18 protein-coding genes are annotated in these 21,895 nt (G+C 60.2%); 6 read left to right on the top strand and 12 right to left on the bottom strand.

Annotated features, from left to right (window positions below; all coding sequences use genetic code 11):
* Positions 1-37: 37 nt before the first annotated feature.
* The 6 genes from K0F88_RS14750 to K0F88_RS14725 are packed head-to-tail and all read right to left on the bottom strand — an operon-like array spanning position 38 to position 6,754.
* Positions 38-1,369 (bottom strand): DUF58 domain-containing protein, encoded by a 1,332-nt coding sequence (locus K0F88_RS14750; protein ID WP_219095517.1) that lies wholly within the window; start codon positions 1,367-1,369, stop codon positions 38-40.
* Entirely contained in the window at positions 1,366-2,367 is a 1,002-nt protein-coding gene (locus K0F88_RS14745) for a MoxR family ATPase (RefSeq protein ID WP_219095516.1), read from the bottom strand. Before K0F88_RS14745 ends, K0F88_RS14750 begins: the two co-directional genes overlap by 4 nt.
* Positions 2,364-3,527: a DUF4350 domain-containing protein gene (locus K0F88_RS14740; protein ID WP_094470967.1), complete on the bottom strand. Its 1,164-nt coding sequence runs from the start codon at positions 3,525-3,527 to the stop codon at positions 2,364-2,366. The genes K0F88_RS14745 and K0F88_RS14740 overlap by 4 nt, the downstream gene beginning before the upstream one ends.
* The gene (locus tag K0F88_RS14735) at positions 3,524-5,068 is read right to left on the bottom strand and encodes a DUF4129 domain-containing protein (RefSeq protein WP_094470968.1); all 1,545 of its coding nucleotides are present in this window, start codon (positions 5,066-5,068) and stop codon (positions 3,524-3,526) included. Before K0F88_RS14735 ends, K0F88_RS14740 begins: the two co-directional genes overlap by 4 nt.
* Entirely contained in the window at positions 5,055-6,032 is a 978-nt protein-coding gene (locus tag K0F88_RS14730; protein WP_094470969.1) for a stage II sporulation protein M, read from the bottom strand. The genes K0F88_RS14735 and K0F88_RS14730 overlap by 14 nt, the downstream gene beginning before the upstream one ends.
* Positions 6,029-6,754, bottom strand: coding sequence for an RDD family protein (locus K0F88_RS14725; protein ID WP_219095515.1), 726 nt, complete (start codon positions 6,752-6,754; stop codon positions 6,029-6,031). The genes K0F88_RS14730 and K0F88_RS14725 overlap by 4 nt, the downstream gene beginning before the upstream one ends.
* Before the next feature lie 182 nt (positions 6,755-6,936).
* Between K0F88_RS14725 and sbcB the strand changes: the two genes are divergently transcribed.
* Entirely contained in the window at positions 6,937-8,367 is a 1,431-nt protein-coding gene (gene sbcB, locus K0F88_RS14720) for an exodeoxyribonuclease I (RefSeq protein WP_219095514.1), read from the top strand.
* A 99-nt stretch (positions 8,368-8,466) separates the two neighbouring features.
* Here sbcB and mvaT read toward each other — a convergent pair whose 3' ends face one another.
* Entirely contained in the window at positions 8,467-8,844 is a 378-nt protein-coding gene (gene mvaT, locus K0F88_RS14715; protein WP_007933316.1) for a histone-like nucleoid-structuring protein MvaT, read from the bottom strand.
* Between the two features lie 340 nt (positions 8,845-9,184).
* Between mvaT and purU the strand changes: the two genes are divergently transcribed.
* Positions 9,185-10,033 carry a formyltetrahydrofolate deformylase gene (purU, locus tag K0F88_RS14710; RefSeq protein ID WP_219095513.1) on the top strand — a complete coding sequence of 283 codons (849 nt, stop codon included), beginning with the start codon at positions 9,185-9,187 and terminating at the stop codon, positions 10,031-10,033.
* Between the two features lie 86 nt (positions 10,034-10,119).
* Positions 10,120-10,296, top strand: a complete 177-nt coding sequence (locus tag K0F88_RS14705; protein ID WP_010457533.1) for a hypothetical protein — start codon at positions 10,120-10,122, stop codon at positions 10,294-10,296.
* Here K0F88_RS14705 and K0F88_RS14700 read toward each other — a convergent pair.
* From K0F88_RS14700 to K0F88_RS14685, 4 genes are all read right to left on the bottom strand, one after another.
* On the bottom strand, positions 10,283-11,278 hold the full coding sequence (locus K0F88_RS14700; RefSeq protein WP_094470975.1) for a lysylphosphatidylglycerol synthase transmembrane domain-containing protein: 996 nt from the start codon (positions 11,276-11,278) through the stop codon (positions 10,283-10,285). The genes K0F88_RS14705 and K0F88_RS14700 overlap by 14 nt on opposite strands.
* Positions 11,275-12,051 (bottom strand): DUF2334 domain-containing protein, encoded by a 777-nt coding sequence (locus K0F88_RS14695; protein ID WP_094470976.1) that lies wholly within the window; start codon positions 12,049-12,051, stop codon positions 11,275-11,277. Before K0F88_RS14695 ends, K0F88_RS14700 begins: the two co-directional genes overlap by 4 nt.
* On the bottom strand, positions 12,044-13,165 hold the full coding sequence (locus tag K0F88_RS14690) for a glycosyltransferase family 1 protein (protein WP_094470977.1): 1,122 nt from the start codon (positions 13,163-13,165) through the stop codon (positions 12,044-12,046). Before K0F88_RS14690 ends, K0F88_RS14695 begins: the two co-directional genes overlap by 8 nt.
* Positions 13,166-13,355: 190 nt before the next feature.
* Positions 13,356-15,245, bottom strand: a complete 1,890-nt coding sequence (locus K0F88_RS14685; RefSeq protein WP_219095512.1) for a methyl-accepting chemotaxis protein — start codon at positions 15,243-15,245, stop codon at positions 13,356-13,358.
* 188 nt (positions 15,246-15,433) lie between these two features.
* Between K0F88_RS14685 and K0F88_RS14680 the strand changes: the two genes are divergently transcribed.
* Entirely contained in the window at positions 15,434-16,921 is a 1,488-nt protein-coding gene (locus K0F88_RS14680; RefSeq protein WP_219095511.1) for a helicase HerA-like domain-containing protein, read from the top strand.
* A 58-nt stretch (positions 16,922-16,979) separates the two neighbouring features.
* On the opposite strand, the gene K0F88_RS14675 is transcribed toward K0F88_RS14680, so the two are convergent.
* The gene (locus tag K0F88_RS14675; RefSeq protein WP_109634314.1) at positions 16,980-17,435 is read right to left on the bottom strand and encodes a DUF721 domain-containing protein; all 456 of its coding nucleotides are present in this window, start codon (positions 17,433-17,435) and stop codon (positions 16,980-16,982) included.
* A gap of 307 nt (positions 17,436-17,742) precedes the next feature.
* On the opposite strand from K0F88_RS14675, the gene secA reads away from it, so the two are divergent.
* Positions 17,743-20,478: a preprotein translocase subunit SecA gene (gene secA, locus K0F88_RS14670; protein ID WP_219095510.1), complete on the top strand. Its 2,736-nt coding sequence runs from the start codon at positions 17,743-17,745 to the stop codon at positions 20,476-20,478.
* Positions 20,479-20,600: 122 nt separating this feature from the next.
* A complete protein-coding gene (argJ, locus tag K0F88_RS14665) occupies positions 20,601-21,818 on the top strand; it encodes a bifunctional glutamate N-acetyltransferase/amino-acid acetyltransferase ArgJ (RefSeq protein ID WP_219095509.1) in 1,218 nt (405 codons plus the stop codon).
* Positions 21,819-21,895 lie beyond the last annotated feature (77 nt).

Here is a 21,895-nt window from a genome sequence, read left to right as displayed (position 1 = left end):
CTGAAGACGACCTTGTTCCTGCTGTTCGGAAAAGACATTACAACCCCCCTGACTTTTTCCACCCCAAATACCGCGTCACCAACTCGGCCCCCAACTCTGAGGGCCGGGCATCCACCACCGGCACTCCATGAGCACTCAACTGCTCGTGGAGTTGCGCCCGGTCATTCAAGTAATCCACCGTCCCGCAATAAGCCAGCGCTTCCGGCAAGGTTTGCACCGGCGCGTGCCGCAAACCGTCGAGCAAGTCCTCGCGCAGACTCGCCACCAGTACCCGATGCAGTTTGCTCAGGCGTTTGACGGCGGTAAGCAGTTCTTCGTCGTCTTCGTCGCGCAGGTTGGTGACCAGCACCACCAGCGCACGGCGTTTCTGTCGGGCCAGTAGCTGCGTGGCGGCAGCCTGGTAGTCGGCGGGGCGTTGGGTGCTGTCGAGGTCGTAGACGGTGTTGAGCAATACGTTGAGCTGGCCCGTGCCTTTGACCGGGGCGAGGTAATGCGCTCGATCACTGGCAAAGGTACTTAGGCCCACTGCATCGCCCTGGCGCAGGGCGATGTAGCTGAGCAACAGACAGGCATTGAGTGCGTGATCGAAATGGGCCAGTTCACCGTCCTGGCTGCGCATCCGTCGGCCGCAATCGAGCATGAAGATGATCTGCTGGTCGCGCTCGTCCTGGTACTCGCGGGCGATAGGCGTGCGTTGGCGGGCGGTCGCTTTCCAGTCGATCTGGCGCAGGCTGTCGCCTTCACGGAATTCGCGCAATTGATGGAATTCCAGACCCAGGCCCCGCCGTTGACGCTGACGCACGCCGAGTTGGCTGAGCCAGTTATCCACCGCCAGCAGTTCACCGCCGTAGAGACGGGCGAAGTCGGGGTAGACGCGGGTGCTGTCGGTCACGTTCAGCAGGCGTTTGTCTGACCATAAACCCAAGGGGCTCGGCAGGTTGATTTCGCAGTGTTCGAAGATGAAGTGGCCGCGCTTGAGGGGGCGTAGTCGATAGCCGACCTGGCTCTGCTGGCCGGGTTGCAGTTCCACCGAAAGCGGCAGGTTTTCGAAGCTGACGCCTTCCGGAACATGGTCGAAGATCTGCAGGTTCAGGGATTGAGCAAAGTCATGCTCGACCTCCAGCCGCACTTCGCTCCATCGACCGAGCGCCAGGCTGCCGGGCATCTGGCGCTGGAGGCGCGGCAAGGGCAAACGCTTGAGGCGAATGGCGTCGAGAATGGCCAGGGCCAGCAGCGCCAGCAGCAATCCCCAATTGATCGATAACAGGCTCGAGGGTACGTCGAATTCCAGTGCCCGCAACGCGCCCAGCACGATGCCGATGGCCAGCAGGATGGCGAGCCAGATCAGCAACAGGCGCGAGGGTTTCACAGACGCGGCGCCGGCACTTGATCGAGCAACTGCTTGAGTACCTGATCGACGTCCAGCCCTTCGATGTCGAACTCGGGGGCGATCCGTACACGATGGCGCAGCACTGCCAGGGCGCAACCTTTGATGTCATCCGGGATCACGAAGTCGCCGCCACGCAGCAGCGCGCGGGCGCGGGCGCAACGCACCAGGGCAATGGAGGCGCGTGGCCCGGCGCCGAGGGTCAGGCCTGGCCAGGTGCGGGTGGTGCGGGCCAGGCGCACGGCGTAATCGAGGACCTGATCGTCCAGCGGTAGATCGCTGGCGATGCGCTGCAAGGCCAGCACGTCCTTGGCTTGCAACACGGTGCGCAGCGGTTGTACGTCGAGCATGTCGGCGCGGGTCGAGCGGCTGACCTGGCGGACCATGTCCAGCTCTTGCTCGGCGTCGGGGTAGTCCATGCGCACCTTGAGCATGAAGCGGTCGAGCTCGGCTTCGGGCAGTGGATACGTGCCTTCCTGTTCGATCGGGTTTTGCGTGGCGAGCACCATGAACGGTTGCACGATGGGCAAGGCGCGGCCTTCCAGGGTGACCTGGCGTTCCTGCATGGCTTCAAGCAACGCGGCCTGGGTTTTCGCCGGGGCACGGTTGATCTCGTCAGCCAGCAGCAAGTTAGTGAATATCGGACCTTTGCGCAGTTTGAACTGCTCGGTGTTCAGGTCGTACACCGCGTGCCCGGTAACGTCGCTGGGCATCAGGTCCGGGGTGAACTGGATGCGCGCGAACTCGCCGCCAAAGCAGCGGGCGAGGGCACGCACCAGCAGCGTTTTACCCAAGCCCGGCACACCTTCGAGCAACACGTGGCCGCCAGCAATCAGTGCGGTGAGGACGTCGTCGATCACGCTGTTCTGGCCGATCACGGCTTTTTGCAACTCATTGCGCACGGCCTGGGCCAACTGACTGGCACGCTGGCGTTGCTGGGCGGCGTGAGTCGCGCTGCCGGGCTCGATCTGTTGACTCATAGCGTGTTCCTCAAGGTTTGAAGGTGGGCGACCTGACGGCTGAATTCAGCGCTGGACAGCCGCTGCTTCGGTCGCGGGCTCATGGCCTGGCTGATGGCGCGCGTGGGCTGGCCGGTCAGGCGCGCGAGCACCAGCCATTGCTCGGCAACGCCGAGTTGTTCAAAGCCGGGGTGTCGGTGGCGGACACGGCGCAGGATGTCTTGCTGCAAGGCTTGCAACAGGCTGTGCTGACCGCTGCGGCGCAGCATGAAATCGGCGCTGGCGCGCAAGTGTTCCTGAAGTTGCCGGCGACCTTTCGACGCCGGTTCCAGCAGCGGACCATGGCGCACTCCAACGTGCCAGAGCGCAAGACCGATCAGGGCGATGAGGGCGACCAACGCCTGAGGGAAGTTGCGCAGCAACAAGGTCAGCAGACTGTCGTGATCGGTGTTGAACAGCAAGGTCACGCTCGTGTCGGCGGTCAGGTACCAGAGCAGCCAGGCGTTGTCGTATTGGCCGATGGCCGGGGTTTTCCACAGGTCGGCGTCGGTGACCACAGTGATCGAACCGAGCCCGTGGTTGAGCTGCATCATGTGCGTAGCCTTGCCACTGTTGGCCCAGGCTTGCGCGAGGTTTTTCGGGTCTTCGAGATGGAACGCCGTATCGAAACTGGCGTAGGCCGGCGCGTTCTCGTCTTCCAGATACAGCTTGGTCAGTTTGGGGAACGGGTCGTCGAGGATGTCAGGCGGCGGCTCCTTGAGGTCTTTGCTCAGCGACTGATGCACCTGCACGCGATCGAGCAGCAGGTCATTGCTCTGGCCGGTCTTTTCATCCCACAGCGACTGGGCGACAAACAACAGGCGCCCGCCGGCCCGGGTCCAGTTCATCACTTGATCAATCTGGCGTGGCGTCATGTTGTAGCGGTCGCCGAGCAACAGCAGGCTGTGCTGACGCGGATCGAGGGTGGGCAGCACATCGAGGCTGTTGGCATGGCCGACGGTCAGGCCTTGTTTTCGCAGGAAATGCTCGGCGGCCAGATAGGGATTGGCCAGGGCTTCGGGTGAGGGGCCGTGATCGATTTCGGCCTGATAGGGCGTGGCCTTCAGGTACAGATAAACACTCAGCGCGCCCACCAGCACGGTGATGAACACACCGACCGAAAGCCACAAGCGCCGGCTCAACGGGCGGCTCCCGGGCCGAACAAGGTTCGCCAGCCGTCACAGAGTTCCTGTTGCAAATGCGCAGGTGGCAGGCGATGCCCGTAGGCCATGTTCTGCCAGTGCCCGGTCAAGGTTCTGCTGAAGGCGAGCAAGGCCGGTTGGTGCAGTTGCTCGACACGTTGCAGCACCTCGCCTTCGGTGTCGGCGGGTTTCAGTGCCATGTTGTGGTCGTGCAACAAATGGCTGAGCAGGGCGCGATAGAGCAATCCGAGGGCCGCGCGCGGGTTGGTTTGCCAGAGACTTTCGGCGCTGGCGGCAATGTCGGCGGGTAGGGTTTCGCGGCTCAGGTCCAGGCCGAATGCTTGCTGCGGTAACGGACGCGCGGCTCGTCGGTTCAACACCGGCCGACGGCTGACGAACGCTTGCAACCAGTCGCGGTAACGCCAGATCAGCACGCCGATGGCGCTCATTACGGCGGCCCAGAGCAGCACTTCAATCAGGTTGGCGATAAAGCCGAAACGCTGGCTGTCGAGCAGACCGGCCAATGCCTTCAGCCATTCAGGTGTTTTCCCGTCGTCTGGGGTTTTGGTGTCGGGTTTGTCTTCGCCAAACCGATAGCGGGTCACCGTTTCCTTGTTCTTGAACGGGGGCTGATCGAGGATTGTTTTGATGCTGTCTCGGGAGGCCTGGCTGGTCAGTGGTTGGTCCTGTAGGCGTGGGCTGTCCGGGGTAATGACCGGCTCGGTGGCCCAGACGTTTTGCGTGGTCGGCACCAGCATTATCGCCGCCAGCAGCAGAGTGACCGTCGTGGTGTTGAGGTGTTGGCGCAATCGGCGGAACACCAGTTCGATGTCCCAGGCTTCCAGCACCGTGCGCCGATTCAGATAAAGACTGAAACCACAGGCCACGTAGATCGGTTCCCAGACAATCAGCACCAGCACGTAAAAGAAATTGGTCAGGTGTTCCAGCCAGCGCCAGTCCTGGGTGGCCACGGCGATCAAGGTCTGCCAGCTCCAGTCGAGTTCAACCTGCTGTGGCAGGAACATATAGAACAGCACCATCAGGCCAATCCACAGCGCGCTTTCCAGGTGCACGCCTATGATCGTCAACCACTGCGCTGCACCGGCGTTGCGTTGCAGCAGCACCCGCAAGCGCTGTTGTCGTTCGTCACCGGCCAGGCCTTCAAGTTGCACCACCGGCATCAGAAAACTGCGGCTCAGGCTCAGTCGTCGCCAGGTCAGACTGGCCAACAGTTGTGGCTTGAGCAGGTTCGGCCATTGGCGCAGCGCCTGTTTCAAGGTGGGCGTTTCGCCGAACATGGCTTTGGACAGGATGTACAGCGGCAAGCGCTCGAACGCCGGTTTCAACCACCAGAAGATGAACACGGCGAGGGAGGGGGAATCCCATAGCCAAAAGCTGAGCAGCGCGAAGATCGGCAAGGTGATGATGGCCCAGCTGGTCATCAGCAACCGTCGATGGCGCTGGCTCAGCAGCACGCCCAGGTCCATGGCTTCCCAGGAGGTGCGTGGGCGGATGACGACCGTGGCGTCACTCAGGCGCATGGCGTGTCCGTCCGGCAAACAGCAAGTAAGTCGCCACCAACAACCACAGCACCGCGCCGACCAGGTATTTGGTCGTGGGTGCAGGCGCGGTCATCGATGACCAGTAGGCTTCGATAAACGCGGCAATCAGCAGAAACAGCATGACGCCGCAGATCAGCAATACGCTTTTGCGCGCTGCCAGTCGCAACGCTTCGGCGCGGGGCAGGCGTCCCGGCGCGATCAACGCCCAGCCCAGTTGCAGGCCGGCGGCACCGGCCAGGGCAATGGCGCTCAGTTCGAAGGCGCCGTGGCCGATCACGAACGACCAGAAGGTTTGCCCGAAGCCGATGTGCGTCAGGTGCCCGGCCACCGCACCGATCATCAAACCGTTGAACAACAGGAAAAATGCGCTGCCCAGACCAAACAGCAACCCGCTGGCAAAGGTCTGAAAGGCGATGCCGATGTTGTGCATGATGTAGTAACCGAACATCACCCAGTCTTCGCTGGCGGCGCGCTCCGCCGAGCGTCCCAAATGGCCGGCGACCGGGTCGTACATGCTTTGCATCTCACTGACCTGCTCGGCCGGGATCAGGTTGTAGACCAGGTCCGGGAACAGATACACCAGCAGCGCGAAGCCGATCAGGCTGCCAAAAAACATCAGGCCGGCGGCGAGCACAAAGCGCCATTGTTCGCGCACCAGCCGCGGAAATCCGGCAAGGATAAAGCTCAGAATGTTGGCGCCCAGTCGACTGCGATGTCGGTAAAGCTGTTGATGCCCGCGCAGCACTTGTTGCTGCAACGAGTCGATCAGGAAACTGCTGTAGCCGCGTTCCTGAGCCAGTGCCAGTTGTTGGCAGAGCCGTCGATAGTCTTTCGGGAAACTGGCGATACCGGACGCTTCCTTGCCGCGCTCCAGCTGTTCGAGCATCAGGGAAAACCGCGCCCACTCGGCCTTGTGGCGATTTTCGAAAAGACTTTGCTTCATGCGGGCCCCAACAAACCACGAGCGATGGCGTTAAGTTCCGCCACGGCGCGTGGCGCGGGAACCTGCAAGGGTTGGGCAAGGATGGACGCGAGTTCATGGCTGCGCGCCTCGGAAAGCTCGCCCTGGCGCTCGGCAAACCCGAGGACGGCGCGTTGCTCGGGTAGCGTCAGGGCAAAGGCCGGGCGGCGAGGCTGGGCGTCGGGCAGTTGCGGTCGGGTCAAGGGTTGTTCGCGGTAGATCACCAGCGTGCCGGCGGCCAGGTCACCGAGGCGTTTGAAGGAGGGGTGTTGCAGGCAACTGATGGCGCCGAGGAAGTAGCCAAACGGCAACAGGTCGACGAATCGCAACAGGTTGCGCAACAGCGAAGCGGACCAGCCGATCGGGGTGCCGTCGTCGTGCACCACGCGCAAGCCCATCCATTGTTTGCCCGGCGAACGGCCTTGATTGAGTACCTCGAACAGCACCATGTACCACCAGCTGACCCCGAACAGCAGGATCGAGCCCAGCCCGGCGCCGAGTTTTCCCAGAAACGCCAACACGATAAACAGCACGCCGAGAATCAGCCCGCGCAACCCGAGGTCGATGGAGAAGGCCAGCGCACGAACCATCAACCCGGCCGGGCGCAGTGGCAAGTCGATGCCTTCGGGCGTTTCGACTTGATACCGCGTGTCCAGTGGCGGGGGCAGCGTCGCTTTCCTTGGCAGTGCTGTGGTCTCGAGCATGGGCAACCTTGATGTGGCCTGTTCGGGATTCGATGTCCGTCCGATGCTAGCAGCCTCTCGGGGGGAAACGACATAACTATGTAGTGCACGTTACCTAACAAGAGCTGATTGAATGACAAGTTACTGGCCGGGGCGGGATGTGAACGCCTAGACTTTGCCGATCTTCAGTTCAGGAACAGCCCGTGACCTCGATCTTCTGGTACGACTACGAAACCACCGGCATCAATCCCCGATGCGACCGACCGCTCCAGGTGGCGGGGATTCGCACCGACTTTGATCTCAATGAGATCGACGAGCCGGTCAACCTCTTCTGTCAGCCCAGCGACGACATCCTGCCGCATCCAGCCGCGTGCGCGATCACTGGCATTACGCCCGGCCAACTGGCCGAACACGGTTTGAGCGAAGCCGACTTCATGACCCGGGTGCACGCTCAACTGGCGGCGCCGGGTACGTGTGGCGCGGGTTACAACACGTTGCGCTTCGATGACGAGATGACCCGTTACAGCCTGTACCGAAACTTTTTCGACCCGTATGCGCGCGAGTGGCAGGGCGGCAACAGCCGTTGGGACCTGATTGATGTGGTGCGTGCGGCCTACGCCTTGCGCCCCGATGGCCTCGTCTGGCCAACCGATGATGCAGGGCGGGTGACGCTTAAACTCGAACGGCTGACCGCCGCTAATGGCATTGACCACGGCAATGCCCACGAGGCGCTGTCGGACGTTCGCGCCACCATCGCCCTGGCTCGGCTTATTCGCGAGAAGCAGCCGAAGTTGTATGACTGGCTGTTCCAGTTGCGCGGCAAACAAAAGGTGATGGATCAGATTCGACTGTTACAACCGATGGTGCACATTTCCGGGCGATTCTCTGCCGCTCGCAGTTATGTCGGTGTGGTGCTGCCACTGGCCTGGCATCCGCGCAACAAAAACGCCCTGATTGTCTGCGACCTGCACCTGGATCCCCAGGGGTTGCTTGATCTGGACGCAGAAACCCTGCGTCAGCGGCTGTACACCCGCCGTGATGACCTGGCCGACGGAGAATTGCCGGTGCCGCTCAAGCTTATTCATATCAACAAGTGCCCGGTGGTGGCGCCGCTGTCGGTACTTCGGCCTGACGATCAGCAACGCCTGGGGCTGGACATGGCGCTTTATCAGGATCGCGTACTGCGGCTAAGTGACGCACAACAAGTTTGGCGGGATAAAGTGTTAGCGGTTTATGCCAGCGAAGATTTCACCTCGAGCCGGGACCCCGAACAACAGTTATACGATGGTTTTATCGGTGATCGGGATCGTCGTCTATGTGAGCAAGTCAGGGCCGCCGACCCTGCCCAATTATCACAACAGCAATGGCCTTTCGATGACGAACGTTTACCTGAATTATTGTTTCGTTATCGCGCACGCAACTTCCCCGATACGTTGAATTCCGAGGAGCAAGAGCGCTGGCGAATATTCTGTCAGCAACGTTTGTCGACCCCAGAGTGGGGGGCGCCCAATACGCTTGAAAGTTTCGTAGAAGCCGCAGCCCAATTGAGCGTTACTGCTACAACGTTTCAGCGAGAGGTACTGAATGAATGGCAGAATTATGTCGAGGGATTACGCAAACGTTTGAATCTTTGAAAACGAAAAATGCCCGGGCTGTATTCCGGGCATAAAAAAACGCCAGCATCAGCTGGCGTTATTTTTTGTCGCGGATAAGTCTTTGACAACCTATTGGGCTTAGCCCAGCAGGGTAGCCCAGCCTTCAACCACGTCACCGCCCCACTTGGCTTTCCACTCTTTCAGAGTCTTGTGGTTGCCACCTTTGGTTTCGATGACTTCACCGTTGTGCGGGTTTTTGTATTGTTTAACTTTGCGAGCACGCTTGGTGCCAGTAGTTTTTACTGCGCCGCCGCGTGGTGCTTTGGTCTTGGACTCTGGGTCCAGCAACGCGATGATGTCACGCAGGGACTTGGAGTATTCGCCCATCAGGGTGCGCAGTTTGCCTTCGAATTCCAGCTCGGTTTGCAGTTTGTCGTCTTGGGACAGGTTCTTCAAACGGGCTTGCAGCTCTTTGATAGCTTCTTCGGTGGCGCGATATTCGTTGATCAAGGACATGAGGACTACCTTATGTTGGGCGCTGGATGGCAGGGTGACAGTGCCGCAATAATAGTCAGGGTGTTTCATCAAGTAAACATTTAACCGGTGTTTTATTTAAATTAGTTGCGGTGAATAGGGCATAAACTGAACGCAGAGTTAAAAGTGTGATGCAGTCATCACAGATATTCACAATTGAGCGCTTGAAGATTGACTACAAGAACACCATCGCGCGGGTGGTGAGGTGCTGCCGGAATCTGTTCCACTGACCCGCGTGCAGGTCAATGTGTCATCAATACTGCAGTTTTGCTGCGCAATCGCTAGAATGGCGGCCTTTGCGAAGTTCTGGAGTTTCCCCCTCATGCGCACTTTTCGGCTGGTGATTGCTTGCCCGGACCGCGTCGGCATCGTTGCTAAAGTCAGTAACTTTCTGGCGTCACATAACGGCTGGATCACTGAAGCGAGCCATCACTCGGACAATCAGAGTGGCTGGTTCTTCATGCGTCACGAAATTCGTGCCGATTCGCTGCCTTTCGGTATTGAAGCCTTTCGCGAAGCGTTTGCACCCATTGCCGAAGAGTTCTCGATGAACTGGCGCATTACCGATACCGCGCAGAAAAAGCGCGTTGTGTTGATGGCCAGCCGTGAATCCCACTGTCTGGCTGACTTGCTGCACCGCTGGCACAGTGACGAACTGGACTGCGAAATTTCCTGTGTGATTTCCAACCACGACGACTTGCGCAGCATGGTCGAGTGGCACGGTATTCCTTATTACCACGTGCCGGTCAATCCACAGGACAAAGAGCCGGCCTTCGCCGAAGTCTCGCGCCTGGTCAAACAGCACGATGCCGAAGTGGTGGTACTTGCCCGTTACATGCAAATCCTGCCGCCCGCGTTGTGCAGGGAATATGCACACAAGGTCATCAACATTCACCACAGCTTCCTGCCGTCGTTCGTCGGTGCCAAGCCGTATCACCAGGCCTCCATGCGTGGCGTGAAGTTGATCGGCGCGACCTGCCACTACGTGACCGAAGAGCTGGATGCCGGTCCGATCATCGAGCAGGACGTGGTGCGCGTCAGCCACAGCGACAGCATTGAAGACATGGTGCGTTTCGGCCGTGACGTCGAGAAAATGGTGCTGGCCCGCGGTCTGCGTTATCACCTGGAAGACCGGGTGCTGGTGCATGGCAACAAGACCGTGGTGTTCTGATAGCCACACACAGCGGTTGAAATTCGAAGGGCCTGGGCGTTCAATCGCTTCAGGCCCTTCGCCGTTTCTGCACTGAGGACATGACCATGGCCGACCCACTCGACAAAGCCACTTCCAAGGCCCCCGCCACGTTGGGGGAGGGCTGTTTGAGTCGTTACGACCCGGATGAGATGAGCCCTGAAGACGGCACGGAGTTTCCCGGTGCCGCCGAGTTGTGGGAGCAGTTGCAGCAGCAACCCGAAGACAAGCCTAAGCCTGCTTGAACTTCATCAACTTTTTGAGCAGCGGCCGCCCCAGCATCAACAAAAACACCGGGCCACCCACCACCAGGTAGAAGTAATACGTCACCGCCCGCCAGATCAGAATCGCCGCCGCCGCGGTGGATTTCCCCACCATGGGCGCCAACAGCGCCGCCGAGGTCAACTCTGCCGCCCCGGCACCGCCCGGCAGCAGGCTGAATTGCCCTGCACTCAGTGAAAGCATCTGGATCAGAAAGCACCAGGCCCACTGCAAGTCTGCCCCGAGCCCGCGCACCGCCAGATACAGCACGCTATACCGCAGGAGCCAATGCACGCAGGTCAGGGCAAACACCTTGATCAACGTCAGAACGGGCAACTTCAGCGTGTCAGTGAACGCCGCCAGGAAATGCAGGAGCTTGCGTGCCCAGCGCAGGCGCGTGGTGCCTTTGACGTTGAGGCGCACGAGCAACCGCCCGCTCAGGCGAATCAGCAATCGATGGTAGCGCGCCACCACCACGCAGCTGAGCAACCCGCCAAACATCGAGACGGCGCTGACGATCAGCAACCATTCCAAGCGTTCGCTGAGGTGCTGGAACAACGCATAAATCAGAATCCCGCTCAGCGCGCAGAGGAAAAACAGCAGATCGCTGAGTTGGTCCATGGCGAACACTGCGCTGCCCCTTGCCGGGCGCACGCCATTGCGCGCGAGTAGCGCCATGATCGTCAGCGGTCCGCCACTCCCGCCGGGCGTGGCGCAGTAGGCGAACTCGGCGGCCATCACCACTCCGAGGCTTTTCACTCGGCCCACCTTGTCGCATTGGTCGCCCAACAACAGGCGCAAGCGCAGGGTGTTCACCACCCAGCACAGCAAGATCATGCCGAACATGATCAGCAATTCATTCAACGGGAAATTTTGCAGGCGCGACCACGTCTCGTTGCCACCCAGCAGCAACGGAATCAGCACCGCGGCGAGCAGGGCGATAAACAGCAGAATGCCCCGGCTCATGCGGCGCGACCGAGACGATCACTGTGCAAAGAGAGCCACTGGGCCTTGGTCAACGGCACTCGTCCCTCATCGAGCAAGCGCTTGAGGGTGTGCAGCCAGTAACTACGCGAAAATCCATGGCGCATGTCCACCGGATGCAGGCCAAGGCGAATCACCGGTGCTTGCCGCCAGCGCTGTTCACGCTGATCGCTGACGAGTTTCGACAGGCCACGGCGCCAGGCACTGCGGGCACTCCAGACCAGTCCCGGCGCATCGATGGAAGTGAACTCCGGCAGCCGATAGAAATGCTGGCGATCGCTGGTGTAGCTCAGCGGTAACTGGCGTAACGCCTGCCGAGTGCCTTCGCTCATCAGCCAGGCTGGGGCGACGAAGCCTTCCAGCGGCCAGTGATAACGATGGAAGACCTCGATTCCGGCGCGCAGGCGGGCGAGCGCGGCGGTTTGCGACAAGCTGTAAAACTCGCCTTCGTGGGTATAGATCCGGCGCATGAACCAGTCTCTGGGATTGCTGGGAGGAGGGCCTTCGTCGCAATGAAAGTAGCCGTGCAATGCCAGTTCGTCACCTCGGGCGACGCGGCTGGTCAGCCACCGACGAAATCCCGGATGCTCGTCCAGGTCGTTGTGCTTGTGGAAGTTCGGCACCACCAGCCAGGTCATCGGCACATCGCCCAAGGCATCGACGGCGTCGACAAAAGGCTGGTAATCGGCCCAAGTCTGCGGCGCAACGTCATGCAGCACGAGTAACAGGCTGGGCAGGTTCATGGGTTCAACCATTGGCGGTCAGCGGCCATTGGCTGCCGAGCACCGCGTGATAGTGCCCCAGCAGGCTGTTGACCACGGCGTCCCAGGCGTAATGCTGTTCAACATGGCTGCGGGCGCGCTTGCCCAGGGTGGCGCTGCCCTGACTGAACAACTCGCGCACCGCGTTGGCCATCGCCAGGGGATTGTTCGGCGCGCAGAGCACGCCGCATTGATCGGTGACGATTTCCTCGAAGGCCCCGGCTGCCACCGCCACGACCGGAATGCCGCTGGCCATGGCCTCGAGGATCACCAGGCCGAAAGTTTCCTGATCACCGGCATGCAGCAGTGCGTCGGCGCTGGCCATCAAGCGCGCGACTTGCGTGGCCGGGCAGAACTCATCGACGACAGTCACGTTGTCCGGCACCACAGCGGGCATGGAGGAACCGACTAGCAACAAATGATAACGAGGCCCCAGACGCTTCATGCAACCGAGCAGGACCGGCAGGTTCTTTTCCTTGGAGCCACGGCCGGCGAAGATCAGCAGATGGGTGTTCTCATCAATGCCTAATTCGGCCCGCAGGCCGTCGTCCCTTGCTTCGGGATTGAATGTTTGCAGGTCGACGCCCAACGGCTGCACGAACACATTCTTCACCCCAAGACCGATCAACTTGTCGGCCATGACCTGACTCGGCGCCAGTACCCGGTCGAAGTTGCCATACAGCTTGCTGACATAGGCCTCGACATTCGGGGTCACCCAATTGCCCATTCGATTGCTGACCAGCAGCGGCAGGTCCGAATGATAAAACCCGATCACCGGCACATCCAGTTGCCGGCGCGCATCCAAAGCCGCCCAAGCGGTAAGGTAAGGGTCGCCGACTTCGATCAGGTCAGGCTGCAAATCCTGCAGGACATTTCGCCATGGCGCCAGGCGGAGGGGGAAACGATAACCCTTGCCGAAGGGCAGGGCCGGGGCTGGAACTGAGTAGACGCCGTCCTGCTCACTCAAGTGTGCCCCTGGAATCAGCAAACTGTGGCGAATGCCTGGCTTGATGCTCAGGCGACGGTGCTTGGCATCCAGATACGTGCGCACGCCACCGCTGGCCGGGGCGTAGAACATGGTTATGTCCGCGATATGCACAGTGAGCATCCCTCCGGTCCGTTGTTCTCCCTTGGTTGACCTTTATGAAGGATAGATGTTCGGTTGGGGTTTTGTGGCGGGGGGATCAGCGAGGTTTTTGCGGTGTGTTACAGACCGCCTTCGTGGGCAAGCCCGCTCCCACAGGTTCACACTAAACCCTGTGGGAGCGGGCTTGCCCGCGAAGAGGCCAGTTCAGACGCTAGATTCGGAAACTACCTACCAACTGCTTCAGACGCGCCGCCTGCTGCTCCAGGTCCGAACACGCCCGCAACGTCGACTGCAGGTTCTCCACGCCTTCCTGATTCAGCGTGTTGATCTCGGTAATGTCGACATTGATCGACTCCACCACCGCCGTCTGTTCCTCGGTCGCCGTCGCCACCGACTGGTTCATCCCGTCAATCTCACCAATACGCAGCGTCACGCTGTTCAAGCGCTCGCCCGCCAAGTTGGCGATTTCCACGCTGTCCTGACTGTGGCGCTGACTGTCGCTCATGGTGCTGACGGATTCGCGGGCGCCGACTTGCAGCTCCTCGATCATGGTCTGCACCTGTTGCGCCGATTCCTGCGTGCGGTGCGCCAGGTTGCGTACTTCGTCAGCCACCACGGCAAAACCACGCCCGGCTTCACCGGCGCGTGCCGCTTCGATGGCTGCGTTGAGCGCCAGCAGGTTGGTTTGCTGGGAGATGCTGGTGATTACTTCGAGAATCTGCCCGATGTTCACGGTTTTGCTGTTCAGCGACTCGATGTTGGTGCTCGAAGCGCTGAGCATGCTCGACAGCTGATTCATCGCTTTGATGCTGCGATCGACCACTTGTTGGCCGTCTTCGGCGAGGCTGCGGGCATCGCTGGCCTGACTGGAAGCCTGAGCGGCGTTGCGGGCGATTTCCTGAGCGGCGGCGCCGAGCTGGTTGATCGCGGCGGCCACGCTGCTGGTACGGGAAGCTTGCTGGTCAGAGTTGAACATCGACGAGTTTGACGCAGCGACCACACGCAGGGCGACTTCGTTGACCTGGCCGGTGGCTGAGGATACTTCGCGAATCGAGGTGTGAACTCGTTCCACGAAGCGGTTGAACGCCGTGCCGAGAACGCCGAATTCATCGTTGTTGACGATGGTCAGGCGTTTGGTCAGGTCGCCTTCACCGTCAGCGATGTCTTCCATGGCGCGGGTCATGACGTGCAGCGGCTGGATCAGGATGCGGATCAACATACCCAGTAGGGCGATGATGATCGCCACGGCAATGATCGTCGCGACGACCGCCGAAGCGCGGAATTCGCTGAGCATCGAGAAGGCTTTGTCTTTGTCGACCGACAGGCCGATGTACCAGTTGACCGACGGCAGGCCTTTGATCGGTGTGAAGGTGACGATGCGGGTCTTGCCGTCGACTTCCACTTCACTGAAGTCGCTGCTGATGCGCGGAGTACTTTTCGGGAATGCCTCGCTCAGGGACTTCATCACCAGGGCTTTGTCCGGGTGCACCAGGATCTTGCCGTCGGCGCTGACCAGAAAGGCATAGCCCATGCCGTCGAAGTCGCGGGCGCTGAGGGTATCGATCAGGGTTTGCAGGCTCAAGTCGCCGCCCACCACGCCCACGCTTTGCCCGGCCTTTTTCGAGGCGGTGGCGATGGAGATGATGGTCTGGCCGGTGGCCGCATCGATATAAGGTTCAGTCAGGGTTGCCGTGCTGCTGCTTTCGGCGCCTTTGTACCAAGGACGCACCCGCGGATCGAAGCCAGCGGGCATTTTTGCGTCGGGGCGAATCGTGAAACTGCCGGTGGCATCGCCCAGATAGGATGCCATGAAGGTCGACGTCAGGGCTTTCTGCTCAAGCAGGCTGGCGACGTTGGACTGTTCCGGATTGACAGCGATGTTTTGAGCGAGGTTGTCGATCAGCAGGATACGGCCGGCCAGCCAGGTCTGGATGTTGCTGGCGGTGACGTCTCCCATCTCGTTGAGGTAGTTGTCCAGGTCTTCGCGAATGGCGTTGCGTTGCAGATAGTCGTTGTACAGTGTGAACGAGGCGAAGGCGGCAACAACGATGAGGGCGGCGGCAAGCAAAATTTTATGGCTGAAGCGCAGGTTTTTGTTCATGGCTTGGGGTTCCGCTAAGGTCTTAATGTCCTGAGCGTGCTTTTATAAAGGCACGCTGAATGGGCAATGTTGAAAAAAAGCTGATATTTCCATCCTCTCCTTAGGGAATTACCGACGCTATTTTCGGATTAGTCTCACAACCATTTTTATCGGCCGTGCAGGATCAAAGATTAACCATGGGTGACAAAATGCCTGACTCATCGCAACTCGTTATCGGCGCTGACCTTGCCGGCCAGCCTATCTCTCAGGCCATGCGCCTGGCGAACCGTCACGGCCTGGTCGCTGGCGCTACCGGGACCGGTAAAACCGTCACGTTGCAGCGTCTGGCCGAAGCCTTCAGCGACGCTGGCGTGGCGGTGTTCGCGGCAGACATCAAGGGCGACCTGTGTGGCCTGGGCGCCGCCGGCAACCCTCAAGGCAAAATCGCCGAGCGGATCGCCGGGATGCCGTGGCTGAATCACAAGCCTGCGGCCTATCCGGTCACCCTGTGGGATATTAACGGTCAGTCCGGTCATCCATTGCGCACGACCTTGAGCGAAATGGGGCCGTTGTTGATAGGCAGCCTGCTGGAGTTGACCGACAGCCAGCAGTCGGCGCTGTATGCCGCGTTCAAGGTGGCGGACCGCGAAGGGCTGTTGCTGCTGGACCTAAAGGATCTGAAGGCGCTGCTCAATCACCTGCGTGACAACCCTGAGTTGCTGGGGGACGACGCGGCGTTGATGACCACCGGTTCCAGTCAGGCGCTGTTGCGACGACTGGCGACCCTGGAGCAACAAGGTGCCGAAGCGCTGTTCGGCGAACCGGCGCTGCAACTCGAAGACATTCTGCAACCGACGGCTGACGGCCGTGGACGCATCCATCTGCTGGATGCCAGTCGTCTGGTCCACGAAGCGCCGAAGGTGTATGCGACATTCTTGCTGTGGTTGCTGGCCGAGTTGTTCGAGCAACTGCCGGAGCGTGGCGATTCGGACAAACCGCTGCTGGCCCTGTTTTTCGACGAAGCGCATTTGTTGTTTGCCGGCACGCCCAAGGCGTTGCAGGATCGCCTGGAACAGGTGGTGCGGCTGATTCGTTCCAAAGGCGTGGGCGTGTATTTCGTCACGCAATCGCCGGGTGACTTGCCGGATGACGTGCTGGCTCAGCTCGGCCTGCGTATCCAGCACGGTTTGCGTGCCTTCACCGCCAAGGAGCAGAAGTCCCTGCGTGCGGTGGCGGAAGGCTTCCGACCGAACCCGGCGTTTGATGCCTTATCGGTGTTGACTGAGCTGGGGATTGGCGAGGCGCTGGTCGGCACCTTGCAAGACAAGGGCACGCCGGAGATGGTCCAGCGTGTCTTGGTCGCACCGCCGCAATCGCGGATCGGGCCGTTGACCGAAACCGAGCGCACGATGCTGATCGCCGGGTCGCCGTTCAAGGGGCGGTATGACAAGCCGGTTGATCGGGAATCGGCGTATGAAATATTGATGGGGCGCAAAGGGTTGGCGCCGGAGACTGACGCTGCTCCCGGCAAACCGGCCGCCGAAGAACCGAGTTTCACCGACAAGGCTGGAGAGTTCCTCGGCACGGCGGCGGGGCAGGCGCTGAAATCGGCAATGCGCCAGGCAGCCAATCAATTGGGCCGACAACTGGTACGCGGACTGATGGGCTCGCTACTGGGCGGCAGCAAACGCCGATAGCCAGCGGACACAATCAAACTGTGGGAGCGGGCTTGCTCGCTCCCACAGGGGGTCTATGTCATTCCTTGGGTTTGGCGTGCGCCGCAAGGCGTTCCAGCGCCGCTCGCAGATTCGGATCACTGATGCCATCGGCCGTGGCCTGTATGGTCGCGCCCGCATCCGTCGACAAACTGATGGTATGCCCCGCCGCCCCTTGCTGAACGGTGGGGGGCTGCACTTTGAACAGAATCCGCGTCAGGCTGGCGAATTCGTCGAACATCTGTAACTGGCGTTGCAGACGTTTTTGTTGATAACGCAGGCGGGTGGCCCAATGACCGTCAGTCACGATCAGCAATAAACTGCCTTCGCGCCACGAGGCTACATGGCAATGCTCGCGCGCAGCAGGCTGCAACTGGCTTTCGAGCAGACGTTGTAAATGACCCAGGCGTTGAGCATGGCCAAAGATGGCTTTCAGCGGCTTGGCTTCGCGAAGCAGAACGGCGGGTGCTCTGGCCGTGAGAGGGCGAAATGCCATGATCAGACACCTGAAGTAACAGAGCCGCCATGGTAGCAGAAAGCACCACGTGCACCTGACCCATTGCTTTGCGAGCGCTTTACCCATTAAATCAACAAGTAACTTCTGCCGCGAATGGCTTGAAGTTCAGCAAAAAGCCCTTATTTTAAGTGAGCCCCGTTACAGCGCAGTGCATGCATCGTGGAATAACGCCACTTTCCTCACCATCGTTTCCGGGTAGAATGCTCGTTCGCATGCGGCCATGAGGGCTGCACGGGCGACTCACGGGGCCGCCCTCCATCCCTTTAGTGTGGAAGATCCTGCCGATATGTTTGCGCCTTTGTTAAAGAAACTTTTTGGAAGCAAGAACGAGCGTGAAGTCAAACGCATGCTCAAGACGGTGCAACTCGTCAATGCCTTCGAAGAGCAAATGGTGGCCCTTTCGGACGATCAATTGCGTGCCAAGACAGACGAGTTCAAGGCCCGCATCGCCAAAGGGGAAACCCTCGACAAGCTGTTGCCAGAAGCCTTTGCGGTCGCCCGCGAAGCCGGCAAGCGTGTCATGGGTATGCGCCACTTCGATGTCCAGCTGATCGGCGGCATGACCTTGCATGAAGGCATGATCGCGGAAATGCGTACCGGTGAAGGCAAGACCCTGGTGGCAACACTGGGCGTTTACCTCAACGCGCTGTCCGGCAAGGGCGTGCACGTTGTGACGGTGAACGACTACCTGGCCCGTCGTGACGCCAACTGGATGCGTCCGCTCTACGAATTCCTCGGCATGACGGTCGGCGTGGTCACGCCATTCCAGCCGCCGGAAGAGAAACGCCTGGCTTACGCCGCCGACATTACCTACGGCACCAACAACGAATTCGGTTTCGACTACCTGCGCGACAACATGGCGTTCAGCATGGAAGAAAAATTCCAGCGCGAACTCAATTTTGCCGTGATCGACGAAGTCGACTCCATCCTCATCGACGAAGCCCGTACCCCGCTGATCATCTCCGGTCAGGCCGAGGACAGCTCCAAGCTGTACATCGAGATCAACAAACTGATCCCGCAGCTGGAGTTGCACGTCGAAGAAGTGGAAGGCGAAGTCACCAAGGCCGGCCATTACACCGTTGACGAGAAGACCCGTCAGGTCGAGCTCAACGAAGCCGGTCACCAGTTCATCGAAGACATGCTGACCCGCGTCGGCCTGCTGGCTGAAGGCGAGAGCCTGTATTCGGCGCACAACCTGGGCCTGCTGACCCACGTTTACGCTGGTCTGCGCGCGCATAAGCTGTTCAATCGCAACATCGAATACATCGTGCAGGATGGCCAGGTCGTCCTGGTCGACGAACACACCGGTCGTACCATGCCGGGTCGTCGCCTGTCCGAAGGCCTGCACCAGGCCATCGAAGCCAAGGAAAACCTGAACATCCAGGCCGAAAGCCAGACTCTGGCCTCGACCACGTTCCAGAACTACTTCCGTCTGTACAACAAGCTGTCCGGCATGACCGGTACCGCGGACACCGAAGCGTTCGAATTCCACCAGATCTACGGTCTGTCGGTGATGGTCATTCCACCGAACAAACCGCTGGCGCGTAAAGACTACAACGACCTGGTGTTCCTGACCGCCGAAGAGAAATACGCGGCGATCATCAACGACATCAAGGAATGCATGACCCAGGGCCGTCCGGTGCTGGTGGGTACTGCAACCATCGAAACGTCCGAGCACATGTCTGCGCTGCTGCAGAAGGAAGGCATCGAACACAAGGTCCTGAACGCCAAGTTCCACGAAAAAGAAGCCGAGATCATTGCCCAGGCCGGTCGCCCGGGTGCGCTGACCATCGCCACCAACATGGCCGGTCGCGGTACCGACATTCTGTTGGGCGGCAACTGGGAAGTTGAAGTTGCGACCCTGGAAAACCCGACCCCTGAGCAGATTGCCCAGATCAAGGCCGACTGGCAGAAACGTCACCAGCAAGTGCTGGAGTCGGGCGGCTTGCAGGTGATCGCTTCCGAGCGTCACGAATCGCGCCGTATCGACAACCAGCTGCGTGGTCGTGCCGGTCGTCAGGGTGACGCCGGTTCCAGCCGTTTCTACCTGTCGCTTGAAGACAGCCTGATGCGCATCTTCGCCTCTGACCGGGTGAAGAACTTCATGAAGGCGCTGGGCATGCAGTCCGGTGAAGCGATCGAGCACCGCATGGTGACCAACGCCATCGAGAAGGCTCAGCGCAAGGTTGAAGGCCGCAACTTCGACATTCGCAAGCAACTGCTCGAGTTCGACGACGTCAACAACGAACAGCGTAAAGTGATCTATCACATGCGTAACACGTTGCTGGCCGCCGACAACATCGGTGAAACCATCGCCGACTTCCGTCAGGACGTGCTCAACGCGACCGTCAGCGCGCACATTCCGCCGCAATCGCTGCCTGAGCAGTGGGACGTCGCCGGTCTGGAAGCGGCGTTGCAGAGCGACTTCGGTGTGGCGCTGCCGATCCAGAAATGGCTCGACGAAGACGATCACCTGTACGAAGAAACCCTGCGCGAGAAGCTCATGACCGAGCTGCTGGCCGCGTACAACGAGAAAGAAGAGCAGGCGAGCGCCGAAGCGCTGCGCACCTTCGAGAAGCAAATCGTTCTGCGTGTGCTCGACGACCTGTGGAAAGACCACCTGTCGACCATGGATCACCTGCGTCACGGCATCCACTTGCGTGGTTATGCGCAGAAGAACCCGAAGCAAGAGTACAAGCGCGAGTCCTACACGCTGTTCTCCGAGCTGCTGGATTCGATCAAGCGCGACTCGATCCGTGTGCTGTCGCACGTTCAGGTTCGCCGCGAAGATCCGATCGAAGAAGAGCAACGCCTGCGTCAGGAAGCCGAGGCATTGGCGGCGCGCATGCAGTTCCAGCACGACGAAGCGCCAGGTCTTGAGCAACCGGAACTGCTCGGTGAAGAGGTCGATGTTGCCCTCGCCACCGCACCGGTTCGCAACGAACAGAAGCTGGGCCGTAACGAACTGTGCTACTGCGGTTCGGGCAAGAAATTCAAGCATTGCCACGGGCAGATCCAGTAAAACCCGTTTCATACGCTGAAATACCCGCGCCGCGACCGGCATCAGCCGTCGCGGCGTTTTGCCATTTACACCACCGTTCTTCCTGAAAGCGGTGCTGACATCATTTATTAAGGAGCGCATTCATGGCTGTTGGTCTTGGTCCTTTGCCAACGTTGCACCCGGTTGCCGGTTTTGAACTCGGTATCGCCTCGGCCGGCATCAAGCGCCCGGGGCGCAAGGATGTCGTGGTCATGCGCTGTGCCGAAGGCTCCACGGTCGCGGGCGTGTTCACCCTGAACGCCTTTTGCGCCGCTCCGGTGATTCTGGCCAAGCAACGAGTACAAGGCCCGGTACGTTACCTGCTGACCAACACCGGCAATGCCAACGCCGGCACGGGCGAACCTGGCCTGGCTGCCGCCGAGCGCACCTGCGCCAAACTGGCTGAATTGACCGGTGTCGACGCCAGCCTGGTGCTGCCGTATTCCACCGGAGTGATCGGTGAGCCGCTGCCGGTCGAGAAAATCGAAGGTGCGCTGCAAGCCGCCCTCGACGACCTGTCGGTGAATAACTGGGAAGCCGCCGCCACCGGCATCATGACCACCGACACCTTGCCCAAAGGCGCCAGCCGCCAGTTCCAGCATGACGGCGTGACCATCACCGTCACCGGCATCAGCAAAGGTGCGGGCATGATCCGTCCGAACATGGCGACCATGCTCGGCTACATCGCCACCGACGCCAAAGTCTCCCGCGACGTGTTGCAGAATCTGCTGCTGGACGGCGCGAACAAGTCGTTCAACCGCATCACCATCGACGGCGACACCTCGACCAACGACTGCTGCATGCTGATCGCCACCGGTCAGGCTGCGCTGCCGGAAATCACCCGCGCCGAAGGCGAGTTGTTTGCCAAGCTGAAACAAGCGGTGTTCGAAGTGTGCATGGACGTGGCCCAGGCCATCGTGCGTGACGGCGAAGGCGCGACCAAATTTGTGACCGTCGAAGTCAACGGCGGCGGCAATCACCAGGAATGCCTGGACGTCGGTTATACCGTGGCGCACTCGCCGCTGATCAAGACGGCACTGTTTGCTTCCGACCCGAACTGGGGCCGCATCCTGGCCGCCGTCGGCCGTGCCGGCGTGCCAGACCTGGACGTGAGCAAGATTGACGTGTTCCTCGGCGAAGTCTGCATCGCCAGCCGTGGCGCCCGCGCCGCGACCTACACCGAAGCCCAGGGCGCGGCGGTGATGCAGCAGGAAGAGATCACCATCCGTATCGAACTGGGTCGCGGCGATTGCAGCGAAACCATCTGGACCACCGACCTGTCCCACGAATACGTGAAGATCAACGCCGAATACCGCACATAAGACCGAGTCGCCCCCATCGCGGGCAAGCCCGCTCCCACAGGATTTGCGCTAACCCTGTGGGAGCGGGCTTGCCCGCG

Source organism: Pseudomonas sp. UMAB-40, from assembly GCF_900095275.1.
GTDB lineage: Bacteria > Pseudomonadota > Gammaproteobacteria > Pseudomonadales > Pseudomonadaceae > Aquipseudomonas > Aquipseudomonas mandelii_B.
The sequence above is the reverse complement of the archived record's forward strand: the minus strand, read 5'-3'. Positions and strand labels throughout refer to the sequence as shown.

Excerpts from the sequence above, each read along its gene's own strand:
- K0F88_RS14745 (WP_219095516.1), bottom strand. The coding sequence starts at position 2,367 with ATGAGTCAACAGATCGAGCCCGGCAGCGCGACTCACGCCGCCCAGCAA.
- K0F88_RS14735 (WP_094470968.1), bottom strand. The coding sequence starts at position 5,068 with ATGCGCCTGAGTGACGCCACGGTCGTCATCCGCCCACGCACCTCCTGG.
- K0F88_RS14730 (WP_094470969.1), bottom strand. The coding sequence starts at position 6,032 with ATGAAGCAAAGTCTTTTCGAAAATCGCCACAAGGCCGAGTGGGCGCGG.
- K0F88_RS14725 (WP_219095515.1), bottom strand. The coding sequence starts at position 6,754 with ATGCTCGAGACCACAGCACTGCCAAGGAAAGCGACGCTGCCCCCGCCA.
- mvaT (WP_007933316.1), bottom strand. The coding sequence starts at position 8,844 with ATGTCCTTGATCAACGAATATCGCGCCACCGAAGAAGCTATCAAAGAG.
- purU (WP_219095513.1), top strand. The coding sequence starts at position 9,185 with ATGCGCACTTTTCGGCTGGTGATTGCTTGCCCGGACCGCGTCGGCATC.
- K0F88_RS14705 (WP_010457533.1), top strand. The coding sequence starts at position 10,120 with ATGGCCGACCCACTCGACAAAGCCACTTCCAAGGCCCCCGCCACGTTG.
- K0F88_RS14700 (WP_094470975.1), bottom strand. The coding sequence starts at position 11,278 with ATGAGCCGGGGCATTCTGCTGTTTATCGCCCTGCTCGCCGCGGTGCTG.
- K0F88_RS14695 (WP_094470976.1), bottom strand. The coding sequence starts at position 12,051 with ATGGTTGAACCCATGAACCTGCCCAGCCTGTTACTCGTGCTGCATGAC.
- K0F88_RS14690 (WP_094470977.1), bottom strand. The coding sequence starts at position 13,165 with ATGCTCACTGTGCATATCGCGGACATAACCATGTTCTACGCCCCGGCC.
- K0F88_RS14685 (WP_219095512.1), bottom strand. The coding sequence starts at position 15,245 with ATGAACAAAAACCTGCGCTTCAGCCATAAAATTTTGCTTGCCGCCGCC.
- K0F88_RS14680 (WP_219095511.1), top strand. The coding sequence starts at position 15,434 with ATGCCTGACTCATCGCAACTCGTTATCGGCGCTGACCTTGCCGGCCAG.
- K0F88_RS14675 (WP_109634314.1), bottom strand. The coding sequence starts at position 17,435 with ATGGCATTTCGCCCTCTCACGGCCAGAGCACCCGCCGTTCTGCTTCGC.
- secA (WP_219095510.1), top strand. The coding sequence starts at position 17,743 with ATGTTTGCGCCTTTGTTAAAGAAACTTTTTGGAAGCAAGAACGAGCGT.
- argJ (WP_219095509.1), top strand. The coding sequence starts at position 20,601 with ATGGCTGTTGGTCTTGGTCCTTTGCCAACGTTGCACCCGGTTGCCGGT.